The organism is Bacillus sp. HMF5848 (genome assembly GCF_003944835.1).
Classification (GTDB): domain Bacteria; phylum Bacillota; class Bacilli; order Bacillales; family HMF5848; genus HMF5848.
In genome coordinates, this window is record NZ_RWIV01000001.1 from 657,760 (window position 1) to 675,746 (window position 17,987).

The window sequence follows — 17,987 nt, forward strand, 5'->3', positions numbered from 1 at the left end:
GTTAAACTATACGTACATAGTGAAAATAGAAGGGATGTCGTAGATGAATATTAAATCAATTGAACCTACTCCGAGTCCTAACACGATGAAAATAAATCTGGATCAGGAGCTGCCTGGCGGTGCGCGAAATAACTATACGAAAGAAAATGCTGCAGAGGCTCCGACGATTATTAATAAGATGTTTGAGGTAGAAGGAGTAAAAGGTGTGTATCACGTGGCTGATTTCTTAGCGCTTGAGCGGAATGCGAGAGTGGATTGGGCAGTTATTTTACCGCAAGTGCGCGCTATTTTCGGAGAAGACGTCAGTGAAGCAAATAAACAAATTACGTCTAACCATGAAAGCTTTGGTGAAGTACAGGTATTTGTTCACTTTTTTAAAAGAATTCCAATTCAGGTGAAAGTAACAGATGGAGAGACAGAAAAACGTTTCGGTCTACCGTCATCATTCCAGAAAGCTTTAAAAGAAGCTGAGCTACCTGGAGACAATATTGTAATGATGCGTAAATGGGTAGAGCAAGGCGTTCGATACGGTGAACTTGATGACATTGGGGCACAGGTTGTTGAGGAGTTAGAGGCAGCATATACAGATGAGCGTTTAAACGACCTTGTCGAGCGAGCACAATCACCCGAAAAGATTGTTGAGCGTGAAAAAATTGTTGTCACGTCCGACATGCTTGATAATCCTGATTGGCGCGCCCGTTTTGCTGCGTTAGAAAAAATGGATCCAGAAGAAAAGGATATACCTGTGTTAATGAAAGCACTTAAGGATGAAAAGGCTGCAATCCGTCGCCTAGCTGTTGTGTACTTGGGAATGGTTGAATCGAAAGAAGTTCTGCCGTTATTATGTGAAGCTGTTTTACATGATTCTTCAGTAACCGTTCGCCGTACAGCGGGAGATTGTTTATCAGACCTTGGCGATCCGGCTGCCATTCCAACGATGATAAGAGCATTAAAGGATAAAAATAAGCTTGTTCGTTGGCGTGCTGCCATGTTCTTATATGAGGTAGGGGACGAAACGGCCCTTGATGCCCTTCGCGAGGCACAATATGATAGTGAATTTGAGGTTGCGATGCAAATCAAATTGGCTTTAAAGCGCATTGAAGCTGGTGAAGAAGCGGTTGGTTCTGTATGGAAGCAGATGACTGAACGGAATAACTAATGTAATTATAATACAAAACAATCTATATAAAAGTACCATCCTCTTATAGTTTCTAACGAGTTCTCTTTTGGAGTGCAAAATGTAAACAATACAAATAGCATGTTAAATCGCAGTTGATTTAGCATGCTATTTTTTGGGTATATCAATGTTTATTGATTTTATTAAGTGTAATTAGTACCCTATCTAGACACCCATTTAACAAAAGGAAAATGATTATTCTCCTCCTGTAACCCTTCCTTCAATTCCATATGCCTCATATATTTGAGAATGGATTTTTTTCAATTTATTATAACCTCTTATTTAATTAAAGCTACCCGTTAATGAACTATTGGTGGCTATTCTTGTAATATAACCATTTATCTATCTCTGGTTTTAAAAACCTAACCTGTCCATCTATTTTTAAGTATGGAATGTATCGATAAGTTTCAAAGGAACTTCTGTTCGCCTTTTCAGCGTCATCTATTACTATTATATTCGATATTGACTCCTCACTTATCTGAAGATATTCGGATAGTTGTGTTTTAGTCATCAATTCAGGTATGCAATTTGTTGTGGTCTGAATATTATTAACTCCATTCGAAGTTTTCGAAAAAGCAGTACTAAAAATATAAGCAGAAATTACTAAAGATAAGCCCAATATAATTGCACTAATCAAATAAGTTACCTGTTTCAATTTATAACCTCCTACTAAATATTTCGATCAATCAATATCTTTCTATATTGCTCCAATAGTTGAAGAAGCGATAGCCTGTTCTACTATAGCCACCCTTTACAATAATAAGGAGAGTTTTTACCATTTTTATGGTAATGCCATATACTAAACCACTAATGTATTCATTAGTAATTATCAATGACCCCTCCGATTGAAGAAGCTTTAATAATTGGATTTGTCATGATTTCTACGATTTCCTCCTTCGTCCCATAAACAACTACACCTAATATTTCTACATCATCTATGCTAATACCTTTCATAGTGTTATAGGCTTGATTGTGTTCGCTGAAGGTACTCGTTTTCAGTAAATTTAGGAACTTATCATATTCATATGCCATATCTGCTGATGACGTATAAGAGTTTCTTATAGAAAAACCTAATGCTTCATTCTCTCTAATAAACGTTGCAGACCAATCGTATTCCTTTGCCTCTTGTTGAAACGTGTTTAATTGGATATTGCTATATGTGTTTAGCCAAAACCATGTCATTTGAGGAAGCTGTCTAAAAGGAAGTTCACTTTGCTTGTAAGGCTTATCGAAGGAAAGAGCTACCTCATATATTTTATTCCCTTCCATACTTTCAATCAGTTCTACATCATTTTTATATTTTTTATAATCAACCTCTGGATGAAAAAACAGCATTTCTCTCCACCCGTTTTCTTTATAGGAAAATTGCCAATCGTCTCCTGTGACTCCGATGCTGCCACCTGAACCTCTCGATATCAATACAGATGGATTCAACCCAAATTGATATTGCTTTTGTTCAATAACTATTGATTTAATTTTCATGTCCTTTGAAATTTTATAATAGCTCATTCCCCCTAAAATACCTCTTGAATCCACTGTTTCACTGATATAACCATTCGGCGTGCTAAGTCGTACATACGCATCCCACTGCTTAAATGCCTTTTGGCTTAAAAAAATTGAAATAGTAACATTCGCTATGTTTAGAATAACGAAAACGATGATAGAAACGAGAACAATTGTTATGAACGACTTTCTTTTCCCTTTCTTTAAAGCCTTTTTTATCTTTTTCTCATCAAAAATATCTTCTGAGTATTCATTCATGTAGATGCCTCCACTTCTTTTGAAATTCTTTTCTTGCCCGAAATAAATACGTTCTAATCGTTTCTTCTTTCATTCCAAGTAATAATGAGATTTCCTTATAGCTAAGATCAAATTCATATTTTAATACAAGAAGCTGTTTATAAATTTCTTGAATATGTTCTAAAGTAATGGCAATCTCATGATTCATTTCGATATGTAAGATGCTAGATTCAGTATCTTGGTCATTCGTAAAGTTATTCCAGAAGCGATGATCATCAATTGAAATGGCTTGTTCTTTCCCTTTTTTCTTTAAAAGTTTTTTAAATTCATTCATTGCAATGGTGAAAATATATGATAGAGCTTTATCTGAAGGAACACCACTACTATAAGCGATATATCTCATATAACTTTCTTGAACAATATCTTCTGCATCTTCATGGCTACAACCATTCTTTTTTAAATAAAAATAAATCATTTTTGCTTGTTCATTATAAATTTGCAACAGTAGCTGAGAATCCATAGCTCCCCCTTTCTAACGCCCTTCATTAATAAAGAGTTCTTTTCCCTAAAAAAGTTTACAGCAATATTAAAAATAGTAATAGATAAATATTAAACGCAAAGTAAAGTGCCAATAAATACCGTAAAGAAAACTAATTTCATAAATAAATATCCAGTTAGGAGTAATTATTTTGCGAAAAAAAAACTACTCTCCGATTGAAGAGTAGCTACAGTATTTTCTTGTTCAACTTTCTGCTCCTACACTTCTATAAAAATAGGAACCAATCCTGCTCGGATCAATGCCAACTGTATTTCAATTTTAGCACCCGATTGTTTAAGTACATTGTTTTTCACAACCTACTATCCCTCAACTATCCTGACATGGCAAATCGAGAAATTTTCTGTATCTCAATTTTCTACTATATAATTAAACCATTCATCGAAATCATTAGAACCATTAAATTTCCCATCACCTCTAGCAGTATTAAAAACTTCATAGTATTGAACAAGTTCTAGTTTAATATCCTCTTTCGAATTTATTTTAACTCCATCACAACTGTCGAGTTCAAAGGGTGTTTCTTCTAAGCTTGCTTGTGCTAAGAAAGACCTTAAATTCCATGAGGTTCTATTTATAGAGTCTATTACAAGTCGATCTTCCTTTGTTAGTCTTGAATTATTCAGTAAATACCCACTTGTTAATTGAATGGACTCAAGGTCTCGATATATTTGAACTAATATATCCACATCAATCTTTTCATTTGTTAGTAAGTCTTCATATTGAAGCATATCGTTTAAAGTGTCACCTATATCTTCAACATCTAAAACAAGTGTGGTTGTTATTTCTTTAAATATGAGGTCTATTTCTTTAGCAACTTTATAAGATTGATATAAAGACAAAGATAAAGAAATTATAAGTGCAACTATTATTGCAATAATAACTTTATTTGCTAATTTCCCCACCTACTCACCTCATTTCAAGAATTGACATTGATAATTTAATAAGAGCAAACATTATAATACTATTCTAACGTTACTTTTATTTTGAATAACTTGTTTATGATTTTCACATATTCTTTGAGTTCACATTACGTTCATTTCCTCTTTTAAAATTTCCTGTTATCTTTGCCAATATCAGTTGAACTTCTTTTTCATCAGCAGCTATTTTAATTTTCTCTAATATTTTTTCAGCGTCTTTATCTTTTAATACTTTTACTTGTCTTCCATTATAATCGATAAGAATAGTATTGTTTTTAGTAACCTTGTAGCCAAATGGTGCTTCATCTAATCGATTTCTTTTATCAATATTACCCAATTTATAACCCTCCTCATCAAGATTCTTACTAATTTCTATTTAATTTCAATCAATTTCTTGCTGAAGAACTTTTTTCAACAATCGGGTCAGATTGTTGAACACAAATTAAAAGTGGTTCTTCAACAAAGATTCTCCCCTTTAGCGACACGGCAATGACAACGGCTTGTTCCACTAAAGAAACCGTTACTTTAAGTGAAAGCTTTCACAGTGCTTATCTATTGATAATACCATTTGACAATTCAAAATGGACTGCTTCTCACAGTCCATTTAATGTAGGTTTATTTTCTATTTTATTAAGTCTTGTACTTTAGTTCGAACCCTATCTAATATTTCTGAGTTCACTTTTCCAAACCTTTTTCTGATGATAGCTTTTGAGAGTGTGTAAACTTTGTCTGCCCTCACCGCTGATGTAACTTTAAGGGTACCTTGTTCTAAATCTTTTTGTTCGATCACGACTGAATAATCAAGGTCTTTTAATTGTGATGTAATAGCAACAACAAGAATATCTTCAGTCAATTGGTTATAATCATCATTTGAAATAATTAGAACAGGACGTTGTTTTCTATTAGTTAAGTCACTAAATGGAACTGGAATTAAAACAATATCACCTTGTTTATGCATCATTCCAGACCTCATCATCTATATCATTATCCCAAAAATCAATGCTACTTTCGCTCGCTTTTGTTAAATCTTCAGATAAATGTTTTTCTTTTTTCGCTTTTAAATATTCAGCAAAGTCTAAGATTTTATCGACTTCTTGCTCTGGAAATTCATCAATAATTTTAAGTAATCGTTCTTTAGCTGTATTCATGTTGATAATCACCTCTTCCATGAATATTATATCTAATTATACCATTTGGAATTACTTCAAACCATTGGTGTTGTATCGAAGCACCCGTTAATGTAATAGCCATTATGATAAAGATTGACTATTGTTTATAACGATATATGCGCTTTTTATCCTTTTTTATAACTATTGAAGTAACAATCCCCAAGATTACAAATAAGACCAAAAATAATAAGGACATTATCAGAGATATTATAGAAATCCTTCTGTAACCATAGTAAATAAAAAAGCTACTCGCAGACATAACTCCCGCTGACATGGACAATAGTAACACTGAACTGAACCGTAACCATACAATCACATCTTTCTCTCCTATATTCCTGTTCTTCTTAATAACATAAAAGGATAATATGAAGAAATAAAGGAATACGACTGAACTAATTATGCCCCATGAAAAGTTTGATAAGTTTTGTATTAAAGATGTCAACTTAACGCCCCCAACTGCTAACAAACCTATTGCAATTATTATTTGTTTAATTGGGTCAACTATCCTACATCTCCTTCTTAAAGATAAGCTACTCGTTAATTTAAGTGTAACACTTCACAAAGTCCTTAAAAACTAACAAGTTTTTTTCAACACAGATGTAATTTAACGGATATTATTAGGAAACGAAAAACACTGATATTTGCGAATTTGAACCATGAATGAGAACCCATTATTATTGTTTAAGGGGAAGGTGCTTTTTTGATATTGTTGTCTCGCCTCCGGCAACGGAGCCACCTGTAACCTCAAATGCTTTTCTGTGCATTTTAATAGACAAAAATTGGCGTTTAGTAGGTAATATTACACGTTTGTCAGGCGTATTTGTTGGAAAATATGATACAATATAACTAGTAACTAGTTATGAAGAACTGTTAAATTGGGCGTGCGTACGGATTTGTCCAAGCATCAAAAGTGTATTAGCTAAAGGATGTGAAAATACAATGAATGTCAAACAGTACTTTCCAATCAAGCCAAGATACTACAAATCTATAACTTACTTGTATATCGTTATGGTTATATTTGTAACTGGTGTTTTTTACAAATTGTTAGCGGGTCAGCCTGTTAGTTTAACAATAAATACTTTACATTCAATATGCTTGCTAATAGCAATTACTCGAAAGATGAGATTAGCATATAAATATATGTTAGCATTATTAGCAATTATTTTCCTTTATGTATCTTTATCTATATCTTATGTTGATCTTATAGACCTTAGTTTTGTTGCGTTTTACCTACCTCTACTGTATACGTATTTACTACCGGATATTTTATCACCAATTATCTTCTCAATTTTGTTCTCAGGCATTTTTTATTCTTACTCAGACACGTATTCTAGTGAACAAATTTTAGGTAACACAATCGGCATAATTTCAGCGGCCACTCTTTACTCAGTGTTATCGTTTCTTGTTGCAAGGCTTTATGATTCAAGGGAGATGTATAAAGAATTAAGCATTAGAGATTCGTTAACAAAGTTATATAATTTAGATTATGTAGTAAAAATAGGAGACGATATGTTAAGTAACGGAAAAAATGTTACTATTTTTGTGTTTGACCTAGATTACTTTAAATCTTTCAACGATACATATGGACACCTTTTGGGTAATAACGTGTTAATTCAAGTTGCTGAAAAGATAGAGGAAGAAGTAAGTACGTGTGGTGGATTAGCTGCGAGATTAGGTGGGGATGAGTTTATAACCTTTGTTCCTGAACTAAGTGATGACGAAGCGGATGCGTTATTTAAAAGAATATCATTGGCATTAAGTGAGTTGTATATAGTCAGTGATCCAGAATTAGAACCTGTAAAGATATCACTCTCAATGGGCATGGCACATTCAGTAAGTAGTGAGGCACAATCTATTAGAGAACTATTAAATATAGCTGATATGAATATGTACTATCATAAGCATACTAAACTATATGATTTAAGAGCCTTGCATACACAGGACTTAGAATATGTACTAAATGAGGAGGAAAAGCAACTTTTAAAGGTATTGTCAGAAAAAGATATGTACAGTTATATACATTCGAAATATGTTGTCCAGTATACTAGCTGGATACTAGACAAAATAAATATAAACGAAGTGGATAAGGTAAATATATTAAAAGGTGCCTGGTTACATGATATAGGCAAGCTTTTTATATCAAACGAAATATTACGAAAGTCCTCTAATCTTAGCGAAAGTGAATATAGCATTGTCAAAGAACACGTACAATCAGGTGTACACTTAATTCAGAAATTTAATATTTCAGTCAAAGGGATAAACGCTATTAAGTATCACCATGAAAGATGGGATGGTGCAGGCTATCCTGATGGTGTTAAAGGGGAAATGACGCCAATCGAAGGAAGAGTTTTGCAGTTGGCGGATGCTTTTTCGGCTATGACGGTTAAAAGGGTGTATCGTAAAGTGAATGACCTAGACTCTGCCATATTGGAAATAAAAAAGAATAAAGCAACTCAATTCGACCCGCAATTAGTAGACTTATTTGTGGAGATTGTTGAAGAAAAATTAAAGCAAGAAAATTTAAAGGTAGGCGCCTAAGTAAATATTTTGATGCCATTTTTAGTGTAAGAGAATTTTATTCTAATCACTGACAAAATCATATAAATTTTTCGAAAATATTCATTTAATTTACTATGACTAGTTGTTACAATTAATAGCGAAGGTGATAAAAAGTCCAATTTGTTGAGGTAAAAACCATGAGCCAATTAATCGGCATGATATCTTATCATATTTTAGTCGTTATTTTTCCTATCATATTTTATCATTTGTTCGTGAAAGAGCCTATAATTGCAAGAGCCAAAATAATGTCGAAGTTAATGCTGGTTTTACTGTTGTCTCTATTTTTAACAATGATAATACCAATCTCGTTTACTCAAGGCTATTTATATGATCTTAGAATCATACCAATTATGATAGCGCTGTTATATGGGGGAGTTAAACCGGCCTTTTTAATTATTACAGTTATGATTTTGTATAGAAGTATAGTAGGGGGAGAGGGCTTTTACCTAACTCTATTTAATTATACTATAGCTTTGGCTATCATAACATTTTTGAGAAACAAAATTGCAGATTTAGATTTACGAGTAAGACTTATATATATTACGTGCTTTTATTTGGCTATTACTATTTCAAGAGTTGTATTTTTACTTGTAAATAAAGAAAGTGAACAGGTTGGGTTCGCTTTAATATTTTCAGGAATTACGTATCTCACTCTTATAATAAGTATTTATATTATTGAAAACTTAGATGCTCAAATATCGTATTTAAAATATATTCGGAGCGCAGAAAAACTAGATGTTGTGAGTCAACTAGCTGCTTCTGTAGCTCATGAAGTGCGCAATCCGTTAACCGCTATAAAGGGTTTTTTGCAGCTTATTAAAACGGAAGATAATTTAAATGATGATCAGAAAAAATATATTTCTATATCATTGGAAGAATTAAGCCGTACAGAAATTGTCATTAATGACTATCTGTCTTTAGCTAAGCCGACTAAAGACCAAACTACACTTATATCCTTATCTGCAGAAATAAAGTCAGTAGTTGACATAATGATGTCGTTTACAAATACACACAATATCGCTATATATTCTAATATCCAAGATAATTTATTCACGCAAGGAAAGAATAGTGAGTTGAAACAAGCACTATTAAATATAATGAAAAATGGAGTAGAAGCAATTGGGACGAATGGAAGTCTGTATGTAAATGCATTTAAGAAACATGGGAAAATATATATTAAAATTATTGATAATGGCATAGGTATGAATGATAAGCAGCTACGCAAGATCGGGACTCCTTATTATTCTACCAAGGACAAAGGAACGGGTGTAGGTCTAACAATTACATATAATATTATTAAAGATATGAACGGTACTATAACAGTGCGAAGCGTTCAGGGTGAAGGGACAACCTTTACCATTGAACTACCTTTATACTCTCCAAATATAGCTTTACTTTAGCAGCTTTAGAATCGCTTTCTTCAGTATGAGGAAGGCTTTTTTTTCGTGAACGAGCGCCTAGTGACAACGTACAGACTACGTTCACGCTTTTTAACCAGTAGGGTATTAGTTTTTCATAAGTGAAAAAACTAACCTGTTGCATATGACGTTACGTAATAGAGTATGGTTAACATAAAGGGAGGCGATCGTATGGGAGACGAGCGAGTATACACGATTAAAGAGTTTGCTACATTAACAGGGGTTACTGTGCGTACATTACAATTTTATGATCGAAAAGGGTTATTAAAGCCATCACAATATAATGAAAAAGGGCATCGTAGATATGAATCTAAAGATTTATATAAACTACAAAAAATCTTAACGTTGAAATATTTAGGTTTTAGCTTAGAGGACATTTCTACGTTTTTATCAGAGCACATGGATAGTAGTCTGCAGAACACATTGCGAGTGCAAAAACAATTGCTTTTACAAAAAAGAGCGGAAATTGATTATGTCATTAATACGATAACGAGGGTAGAAGAAATAACGCAGGAAGATATTGATAGTGATCTGTTGCTATCAATCATACATTCTGTTCAGCATGAACAGGCACAAAAAGAAATATTAGCAAAGCACACATCAGACACACACCTGATTAACCAGCTATTTATGGAAGATAAAACAGAGGATGAAAAAAAGGAGATAGAGCGACAGCTTATTAAAATATTAAAGAGTTTTAAAGATTCGTATGCAAAGGGAGTTTCAACTAATAGTCGAGAAGTGCAAAAGTTGGTTGAGCAGCTCGTGACTTGTTTAAATCGAGTAATGCCTCTTGAGGAACAAGAGGTACTAGCAAATATCTCAATAGAGGAAGATATGAAATTTCAATTTCCTTACATTGACTCTGATATAGAGGTTTACATTCAAGAAGCGATAAAGGTTTATAGTGCAAAGGTGGCTGATACCCATGAATGAGCTACAATTACTCACAAAGAAATTGGTTGAACGGGATTTCCATATGGCTAAAAAGCCAAGTATCGGTATGGGGGTTGTGACGAAAGATGGCCGTCTCTTTTACGGTTCAACTCATGATGACATGGGGGATATTTCGATTCAGGACTGCTTATTTGAAATGGGCTCTACGACAAAGACATTCACGAGTTTATTGCTAGCGCAACTTGTACAAGAAGGTATGGTAAGTCTCGATGATTCTATCATATCGTATAAGCCAGCGTACAAAAACGCGTTGTCATTTAATGGGGAAGGTGTAACATTTAGGCATTTATCCACGCATAGCTCGCGTCTTCCTCGGGAAGATATGAAAACCTTACGAGTGAGGATGAAAGAAAATAAAGATGAAAAGGATAACCCGTATAAACATTTTTCAACAGATGATTTTAATCAGTTTTTCTTAAATCATGAATTGAAAAAGGAAATTGGAGAAAAGTGGGCTTATTCCAACGTCGGAGTGGGGTTACTTGGGAATGTGTTAGCTGACATAGTAGGTATGCCATATGAGGCAGCTATTCGAGAGTATATTCTTGAGCCTGTCGGTATGAAGAGCACGTTTGTCACTATACCAGAAAAGGAAATGAATAGGTTTGTGAAAGCTTATAATAAAAAAGGCGAGAGAATTTGGCCGATTGAAATACCTGCTATGCCGGGAGCAGGCATATTAAAAAGCTCATTAGATGATATGCTGACGTACCTTGAATGTCAAATGGGATTAAAAGAAACACCATTAAGAGAAGCGATAGATCTAACACATCATATTCATGGTAAAACATCCTCTAAAAAAGTAAATATGGGACTAGGTTGGATGGTGGAGCAAAAAAAGTGGAGTTCGTATCCTATCATTCATCATGGCGGTACGACGATGGGGTTTCACACGTATTGTGGATTTATAAAGGAAAAACAAATAGGTGTCGTCATTTTCTCTACTATTCAATTAAAGTTATCGCGGATTATTCAAATGTTAATGCGATTAAAACAAAATGTGAATGAGGATATGGCGGAGGTTATATTTCAAAAGTTACTAGAAGAATAATATCAATTTTTGTGACCGTGTTAGTGGGCGACTTCATAGATATGGTATGATAGAGACCATAATGAATCGTGAAAGGGATTTTGAAATGGGAAAAACTTTAGTATTAGCTGAAAAGCCGTCTGTAGGTCGTGACATTGCGAAAGTACTTCAATGTTCAAAAAAGGGCAATGGTTTTTTTGAAGGAACGAATTACATTGTAACGTGGGCACTGGGTCACCTTGTGACGCTAGCTGACCCAGAACAATATGATGATAAATATAAATCGTGGAAGCTTGAGGATCTACCTATGCTTCCTTCACAATTAAAGCTTGTTGTAATTAAAAAAACCGGAAAACAATTTGCTACGGTGAAAACGCAAATGAATCGTAACGATGTTACGCAAATAGTTATTGCGACAGATGCTGGTCGTGAAGGAGAACTTGTCGCAAGATGGATCATAGAGAAGGCTCGGATAAACAAACCAATAAAACGTTTGTGGATTTCTTCTGTGACCGATAAAGCTATTAAGCAAGGATTTGCTCAGCTACGTAATGGAAAAGACTATGAAAATTTATATGCTGCGGCACAAGCTCGAGCTGAGGCCGACTGGTATGTAGGGATCAATGCCACTCGCGCCTTAACAACTAAGTTTAATGCGCAGCTTTCCTGTGGGCGTGTTCAAACACCAACGTTAGCGATGATAGCGAAACGAGAGCAGGATATTAAGAGTTTTAAACCGAAACCTTACTATGGGATTCAAGCCATAACAAAACAATTTACATTAACATGGCAAGATAAGCAATCTAATGATACAAAAACCTTTGACAAGGATAAACGCGATAAATTGATGGAGGGACTAAGAAATAAAGGTGTAAAGATAAACTCCCTTCAAAAAACAATTAAGAAAAGTTATGCACCGCAGTTATATGATTTAACAGAATTACAGCGTGATGCGCACAATATGTTTGGTTTTTCGGCGAAAGAGACATTATCAACTTTGCAAAAGCTGTATGAGCATCACAAAGTTGTTACATATCCGCGAACAGATTCACGTTATTTAAGCTCGGATATTGTCCCGACACTAAAAGAAAGAATTGAGGCGTGTATGTTTCAGCCTTATCAAAAATATGCTGCTCAGCTTTTAAGAAAACAACTTCCAATCAGTAAGGCTGTTGTTGACGATAGTAAAGTGAGTGATCACCATGCGATTATTCCAACGGAACAAGCACCGTTATTAGCGAAAATGACAGATAAAGAGAGAAAGCTTTACGATATTATTGTGCAACGGTTCTTAGCTGTATTTTATCCACCGTATGAATACGAACAAACGACGGTGCATGCAACAATAGGTTCAGAACTGTTTACGGCAAAAGGGAAACGTGTCCTTACCCTTGGTTGGAAAGAACTGTCAGGAAAACAAGCAGAAGATCGAGATCAACTTTTACCAGTTCTAAAAGAAGGAGATTCTCTGGATGTAGAGTCTCTTCAAGCTACAAGTGGTGAAACGAAGCCTCCGAGTCGTTTTACAGAAGCAACTTTATTGTCAGCAATGGAAAATCCTTCAGCTTTCATGCAAGGTGAAAGTAAGGATTTAATTAAAACGATTGGTGAGACTGGTGGCCTAGGGACAGTGGCTACAAGAGCCGACATTATAGAGAAGCTTTTTAATTCTTTTTCAATTGAGAAAAAAGGCAAGGAAATTTTCTTGACTTCAAAAGGGAAGCAGTTGCTGGAGCTTGTCCCTGAGGATTTAAAATCACCTGCTTTAACAGCAGAGTGGGAGCAAAAGCTAGAGGCGATCGCAAAAGGTAAACTGAATAAACTTAGTTTTATCCAAGATATGAAGGGCTTTGCTAAGTCGTCTGTTTTTGAGATTAAAAATAGTACGCAAAAGTTCAAGCATGACAATATAACAGGTACGAAGTGCCCTGATTGTGGAAATCTGATGCTTGAAGTGAGTGGGAAAAAAGGAAAGATGCTTGTATGTCAGGACCGCGAATGTGGGCACCGCAAAAATATAGCTAAGGTAACGAATGCTCGCTGTCCAAACTGTCATAAAAAGCTCGAGCTCCGAGGCGAAGGTGAAGGACAAATTTTTGTTTGTAAATGTGGTCATAGAGAAAAGCTATCTTCTTTTAATGAAAGACGAAAAGAAAACAAGAACAAAAACGTGTCTAAGCATGAGGTTAAGAAGTATTTGAATAAACAAGAAAAACAGGAGCCGATAAATACTGCATTAGCAGATGCTCTTGCGAAGCTTAAGCTAGATAAATAACAAAAAAGCCCCCGAAGAATATTTTGGGGGCTAGCTTTTTTACGAGGCTCTATGCTGTAAACGCAATCTGTCTGCGATTAGCGCTATGAATTCTGAATTTGTTGGTTTCGCTTTTATGACAGATATAGTATTACCAAAGTACGATTCAATGGCATCATAGTTTCCACGTTGGAAAGCAATTTCTATTGCATGGCGAATAGCACGCTCAACACGGGTAGCTGTTGTTTTGAATTGCTTCGCAAGGTCTGGATATAATCTTTTAGTTACGGCACCTAAGTAGTCTGTGTTCTGATAGACGAGGAGTACAGCCTCACGAATGTATTGGTATCCTTTAATATGAGCGGGTATACCAATCATATGCAAGAGAGATGTGATTTCTTCATGAATTGTTTGTGGTGTTACTTTTTCTTCTAAACTAGCTGCCACTGGTAAGGAAGCTTTAGTACTTACTTCATGAATAGCATATAGCAAAGACTTCATATCAAATGGTTTAAGGAGAAAATACGCGGCGCCTAAACTAGCTGCACGTTGGATAGTATCGTCTTGTCCAAATGCCGACAGGACGATAATGGGAGGTTGATTATTTAAAGTTTGTAAAGTTTCTAGTACACTTAGACCGTCCATATGAGGCATTATTAAGTCTAGTAAAACAATATCAGGATTAGTATTTTTCACTAGTTCCAGCCCTTCACGGCCATTACTAGCTGTTCCAACTACTTCGATAGTGTCGTTTGTTGATGATAAATATTCATTAATCATATGTGAAATGGATTGGTTATCGTCTATTACTACTATTCGTAACATAAATACGTTCCTCCTATTTTTGCGGTTACTTTCTATTTTCAAGTACATAGTAACGTATAGGCAAGTAATATCGTTCATCAAATTGTGACGTAGGATTAAGAATCAAGTCGTTTTTTGTAGGATTTTATGAGTTTTTGCAGAAATTTTTTCAACTCAAATGTTTGTTTAGAAGTATGTTCGGTTTCATATACTTGCACTTTTAAAGTCAGTCATTCATAATCATTTTTAGTGATTGAAAGGGGGCATGTGCGATGAAAATGCGTGTATCTGCAGTGCAATATCACTTGCATAGTATTTCATCATTTGACGAATTCGCCGCTCAATGTGAGCATTATGTTAAAACATCAGGCGAGTATGGTACAGAATTTTTGTTATTTCCTGAGTTTTTTACTACGCAGCTTATGTCCATAGGAGATCATGATGGAAAAGCATTAAGTATACAGGACTTACCGAATTTTACCGATCAATATATAGAACTATTTAGAAGGTTAGCTAAAGAATCCAATATGCATATTATTGGGGGCACACATGTTGTTCATAGAAACGAACAACTATATAATGTCGCTCATTTATTTTATCCTGATGGAACAGTAGGGGAGCAGGCAAAACTGCACATCACGCCTACGGAAGTTCAGGAATGGAACATGGCACCAGGCGAAAGTTTTGATATTTTTGAGACATCTAAAGGGAAAATCGCCCTTTTAACTTGTTATGATATTGAGTTCCCAGAAATCGTTAGAATGGCAAAGGCGAAAGGGGCAGATGTGATTTTCTGTCCATCTTGTACTGATGACCGACATGGCTTCCATCGTGTTCGATATACAAGTCATGCGCGTGCTGTTGAGAATCAGGTGTATGTAGTTCTAACTGGTACGGTTGGAGCGTTACCAACAGTTGACTTTATGCGTGCGAACTATGGTCAAGCAGCCATCATTTCACCAAACGACATCCCTTTCCCTCCTCGTGGGATTTTAGCAGAAGGGGAAATAAATGATGATATGATTGTGACAGCTGATTTAGATTTAAACCTACTGTATGAGGTTCGTGTGCATGGATCGGTTACTACATGGCGCGATCGTCGTATTGATTTATATCCTGATTGGAATTAAGGGAGCATTTGATATGAAATATATCCGTGTAACGTCAATTGAAGATCCTTTATTTAAAAAAATGCATGATTTAATGAAAGAGGTTTTCCCACCAGAAGAAGTATTAGCCTTTGATCTATGGAAGGGGCCTCTAGAGGACCCTAGCATTCGTGTGTTTGTAGTAGTTGATAAAAATCAAGTAGTCGGCACAACAGAATATCGATACTATCCTGATTGGAGCATTGCGATGACTGATTTTACAATTATCGGTCGACATGGAATGGGAATCGGGCCATTTATTGTAGAAAAGAGAAATGAAGATCTACAGGCATTATCAAATGGTGAGCTTTCGGGCATGTTTGCTGAAATATATGACCCTTATCGTGTAAAGGATCATGAGTTTGGTGGCGTGAAAACGATGGATCCATTCGTGAGGCGTGAAGTACTATCTCACCTAGGATACAAGCGTTTAGATTTCTCATATGTCCATCCTTCTTGGCATAATGACGGAGAGGCAGTATCAGGTTTAGACCTTTGCTTTATGCCTACCGATAACAAAACGGAGCTTCCAGCTGAGTTAATCGTAAAATTCCTAACCACATACTATTCCGTGCTATCGGAAAAACCTGCTGAGTGGATTGAAATGATTGAAAATTTGAAAGAGAAACAAACAGTAGAACTGTTACCCCTATAATGAAATCGTATGAAGGCAGAGGCAAGTCATTGATGAATGACTTGCCTCTGCTGTATCACAAGATAACGCTATTACTGTGTTGGACTGCTTTATGTGCACTCGAAAGTAAGTGTGGTAGCTTCATAATAAAACTCCCTTATATCATAGTAATATTATTATACTATCTGGGGTAAATAAGATATGTTAATAACATCACAATGACATCATGTAGTGTTTAGTAAATAGACTGAATTCTTTAGATGTTGTCTAATTTTTTATGAGTAGGGAATAATTTTAAATAACATAAAATGACTCTAGGAGAACTTTATGGATAGAACTTCGAATCGTGCAGCCTTAAAGATTGCACTTATTTATATAGTATTGGGCACATTGTGGGTCGTGCTATCAGACAGTTTAACGTCGACATTAGCGGGGGATAATGTAAAACTTTATGAGTACCTGCAACGATTTAAAGCGTGGTTTTTTATTGCTATTACTGGGGTTATTCTATATGTACTTGTGTTTCAGCAAACAAGGACGTTATTGATGAAAGATGAGCAACTTTTAAGTAGCGAGCAGCATTATCAGTCTCTCTTTATGTATAACCCTGATGCTGTATTTGAATTAGATACAAGTGGGACTATTCTCGCAATAAACCCTGAAGGACAGCGATTGCTTGGCTATGAAAATGCAGATATTATCGGAACAAAGTATCATAATATTATTGCTAAGGAAGAGCTTGAGGAAGTGCAAAAATTTTTTAAATATGTTCTTGCTGGTGAGCCACAACAATTTGATGCAACAATACTCAATAGGGCCGGTCATAGAGTATTGCTTCGTTGCACTGTCATTCCGATAATCGTTCATCAGGAATTAAAAGGTGTGTTTGGTGTGGCACGTGATATTACGCAAATCAAGCAGCATGAAGAAGCCATGATTGCTTCTGAAAAATTATCGATAATAGGTCAGCTTGCTGCTTCAGTTGCACATGAAATTCGCAATCCTCTCACATCGTTACGAGGATTCGTCCAATTAATGCAAACAACACGTGAGCTAAATGATAATCATCTACACATCATGATTAATGAAATAGATAGAATTAATCTTATTGTAAGTGAAATGCTTGTGCTAGGAAAAGAGCAAAAAGTAGATTACAGTCCGCATAGCGTTATCGGGATTGTTAACAGTGTGTACATGCTCATGAAAGCTGAAGGGAATCTTCATAATATCCAACTAAGGCTGTCGGGTGATCAAAAAGATGGTAGAAAAGTGATTTGCAATCCAAATCAGCTTAAGCAAGTATTTATAAATCTCATTAAAAACTCTATGGAAGCCATGCCTGATGGGGGCGATATCATTATGAATATTAAATATACTCCTGATAAGGCGGAAATTGCGGTAATTGATAATGGAGCGGGGATTAGTGAGAAAAGACTTGAAAAGCTTGGTGAACCATTTTACTCTACGAAAGAAAAAGGGACAGGACTTGGGCTTGCAGTTAGTAACAGGATTATTGATCAGCATGATGGTACGATAACCTTTGATAGTAAAGTAGGAATAGGGACAACGGTAACTGTTACTCTTCCTATTGTGTAACTAAGCTTTTACAATTGACAAACATTAA

At 35.3% G+C, this 17,987-nt stretch carries 17 protein-coding genes; 9 read left to right on the plus strand and 8 right to left on the minus strand.

Features of this window, described 5'->3' with window-relative positions; genetic code table 11:
* Positions 1-43 precede the first annotated feature (43 nt).
* The gene (locus EJF36_RS03160; RefSeq protein WP_125904976.1) at positions 44-1,159 is read left to right on the plus strand and encodes a conserved virulence factor C family protein; all 1,116 of its coding nucleotides are present in this window, start codon (positions 44-46) and stop codon (positions 1,157-1,159) included.
* 325 nt (positions 1,160-1,484) lie between these two features.
* Here the strand turns inward: EJF36_RS03160 and EJF36_RS03165 are convergent, their stop codons facing one another.
* From EJF36_RS03165 to EJF36_RS03195, 7 genes are all read right to left on the minus strand, one after another.
* A complete protein-coding gene (locus EJF36_RS03165) occupies positions 1,485-1,832 on the minus strand; it encodes a Clp protease ClpB (protein WP_125904977.1) in 348 nt (115 codons plus the stop codon).
* Positions 1,833-1,996: 164 nt separating this feature from the next.
* Positions 1,997-2,938 (minus strand): anti sigma factor C-terminal domain-containing protein, encoded by a 942-nt coding sequence (locus tag EJF36_RS03170; RefSeq protein ID WP_125904978.1) that lies wholly within the window; start codon positions 2,936-2,938, stop codon positions 1,997-1,999.
* Entirely contained in the window at positions 2,931-3,437 is a 507-nt protein-coding gene (locus EJF36_RS03175; RefSeq protein WP_125904979.1) for an RNA polymerase sigma factor, read from the minus strand. The genes EJF36_RS03170 and EJF36_RS03175 overlap by 8 nt, the downstream gene beginning before the upstream one ends.
* Positions 3,438-3,823: 386 nt before the next feature.
* Positions 3,824-4,375 carry a hypothetical protein gene (locus EJF36_RS03180; RefSeq protein ID WP_125904980.1) on the minus strand — a complete coding sequence of 184 codons (552 nt, stop codon included), beginning with the start codon at positions 4,373-4,375 and terminating at the stop codon, positions 3,824-3,826.
* 103 nt (positions 4,376-4,478) lie between these two features.
* A complete protein-coding gene (locus EJF36_RS03185) occupies positions 4,479-4,727 on the minus strand; it encodes a hypothetical protein (RefSeq protein ID WP_125904981.1) in 249 nt (82 codons plus the stop codon).
* Between the two features lie 285 nt (positions 4,728-5,012).
* Positions 5,013-5,351 (minus strand): type II toxin-antitoxin system PemK/MazF family toxin, encoded by a 339-nt coding sequence (locus tag EJF36_RS03190; protein WP_260471814.1) that lies wholly within the window; start codon positions 5,349-5,351, stop codon positions 5,013-5,015.
* Positions 5,341-5,538 carry a DUF2281 domain-containing protein gene (locus tag EJF36_RS03195; RefSeq protein WP_125904982.1) on the minus strand — a complete coding sequence of 66 codons (198 nt, stop codon included), beginning with the start codon at positions 5,536-5,538 and terminating at the stop codon, positions 5,341-5,343. The genes EJF36_RS03190 and EJF36_RS03195 overlap by 11 nt, the downstream gene beginning before the upstream one ends.
* A gap of 960 nt (positions 5,539-6,498) precedes the next feature.
* Here EJF36_RS03195 and EJF36_RS03200 point away from each other — a divergent pair.
* The 5 genes from EJF36_RS03200 to EJF36_RS03220 all read left to right on the plus strand — a co-directional run bounded on the left by EJF36_RS03200 (position 6,499) and on the right by EJF36_RS03220 (position 13,798).
* Entirely contained in the window at positions 6,499-8,097 is a 1,599-nt protein-coding gene (locus tag EJF36_RS03200) for a bifunctional diguanylate cyclase/phosphohydrolase (RefSeq protein ID WP_125904983.1), read from the plus strand.
* Between the two features lie 158 nt (positions 8,098-8,255).
* Positions 8,256-9,518 (plus strand): ATP-binding protein, encoded by a 1,263-nt coding sequence (locus EJF36_RS03205; RefSeq protein ID WP_125904984.1) that lies wholly within the window; start codon positions 8,256-8,258, stop codon positions 9,516-9,518.
* A 189-nt stretch (positions 9,519-9,707) separates the two neighbouring features.
* On the plus strand, positions 9,708-10,472 hold the full coding sequence (locus EJF36_RS03210) for a MerR family transcriptional regulator (protein WP_185806798.1): 765 nt from the start codon (positions 9,708-9,710) through the stop codon (positions 10,470-10,472).
* Entirely contained in the window at positions 10,465-11,544 is a 1,080-nt protein-coding gene (locus tag EJF36_RS03215) for a serine hydrolase domain-containing protein (RefSeq protein ID WP_125904986.1), read from the plus strand. The genes EJF36_RS03210 and EJF36_RS03215 overlap by 8 nt, the downstream gene beginning before the upstream one ends.
* A gap of 85 nt (positions 11,545-11,629) precedes the next feature.
* Positions 11,630-13,798, plus strand: a complete 2,169-nt coding sequence (locus EJF36_RS03220) for a DNA topoisomerase III (protein WP_125904987.1) — start codon at positions 11,630-11,632, stop codon at positions 13,796-13,798.
* A 39-nt stretch (positions 13,799-13,837) separates the two neighbouring features.
* On the opposite strand, the gene spo0A is transcribed toward EJF36_RS03220, so the two are convergent.
* The gene (gene spo0A, locus EJF36_RS03225) at positions 13,838-14,602 is read right to left on the minus strand and encodes a sporulation transcription factor Spo0A (RefSeq protein WP_260471815.1); all 765 of its coding nucleotides are present in this window, start codon (positions 14,600-14,602) and stop codon (positions 13,838-13,840) included.
* Between the two features lie 251 nt (positions 14,603-14,853).
* Here spo0A and EJF36_RS03230 point away from each other — a divergent pair, with 251 nt between their 5' ends.
* From EJF36_RS03230 to EJF36_RS03240, 3 genes are all read left to right on the plus strand, one after another.
* Entirely contained in the window at positions 14,854-15,711 is an 858-nt protein-coding gene (locus EJF36_RS03230) for a carbon-nitrogen hydrolase family protein (RefSeq protein ID WP_125904988.1), read from the plus strand.
* A gap of 13 nt (positions 15,712-15,724) precedes the next feature.
* Complete coding sequence (locus EJF36_RS03235) at positions 15,725-16,384, plus strand: GNAT family N-acetyltransferase (protein ID WP_125904989.1); 660 nt, start codon at positions 15,725-15,727, stop codon at positions 16,382-16,384.
* 306 nt (positions 16,385-16,690) lie between these two features.
* Complete coding sequence (locus tag EJF36_RS03240; RefSeq protein WP_125904990.1) at positions 16,691-17,959, plus strand: ATP-binding protein; 1,269 nt, start codon at positions 16,691-16,693, stop codon at positions 17,957-17,959.
* Positions 17,960-17,987: the final 28 nt, after the last annotated feature.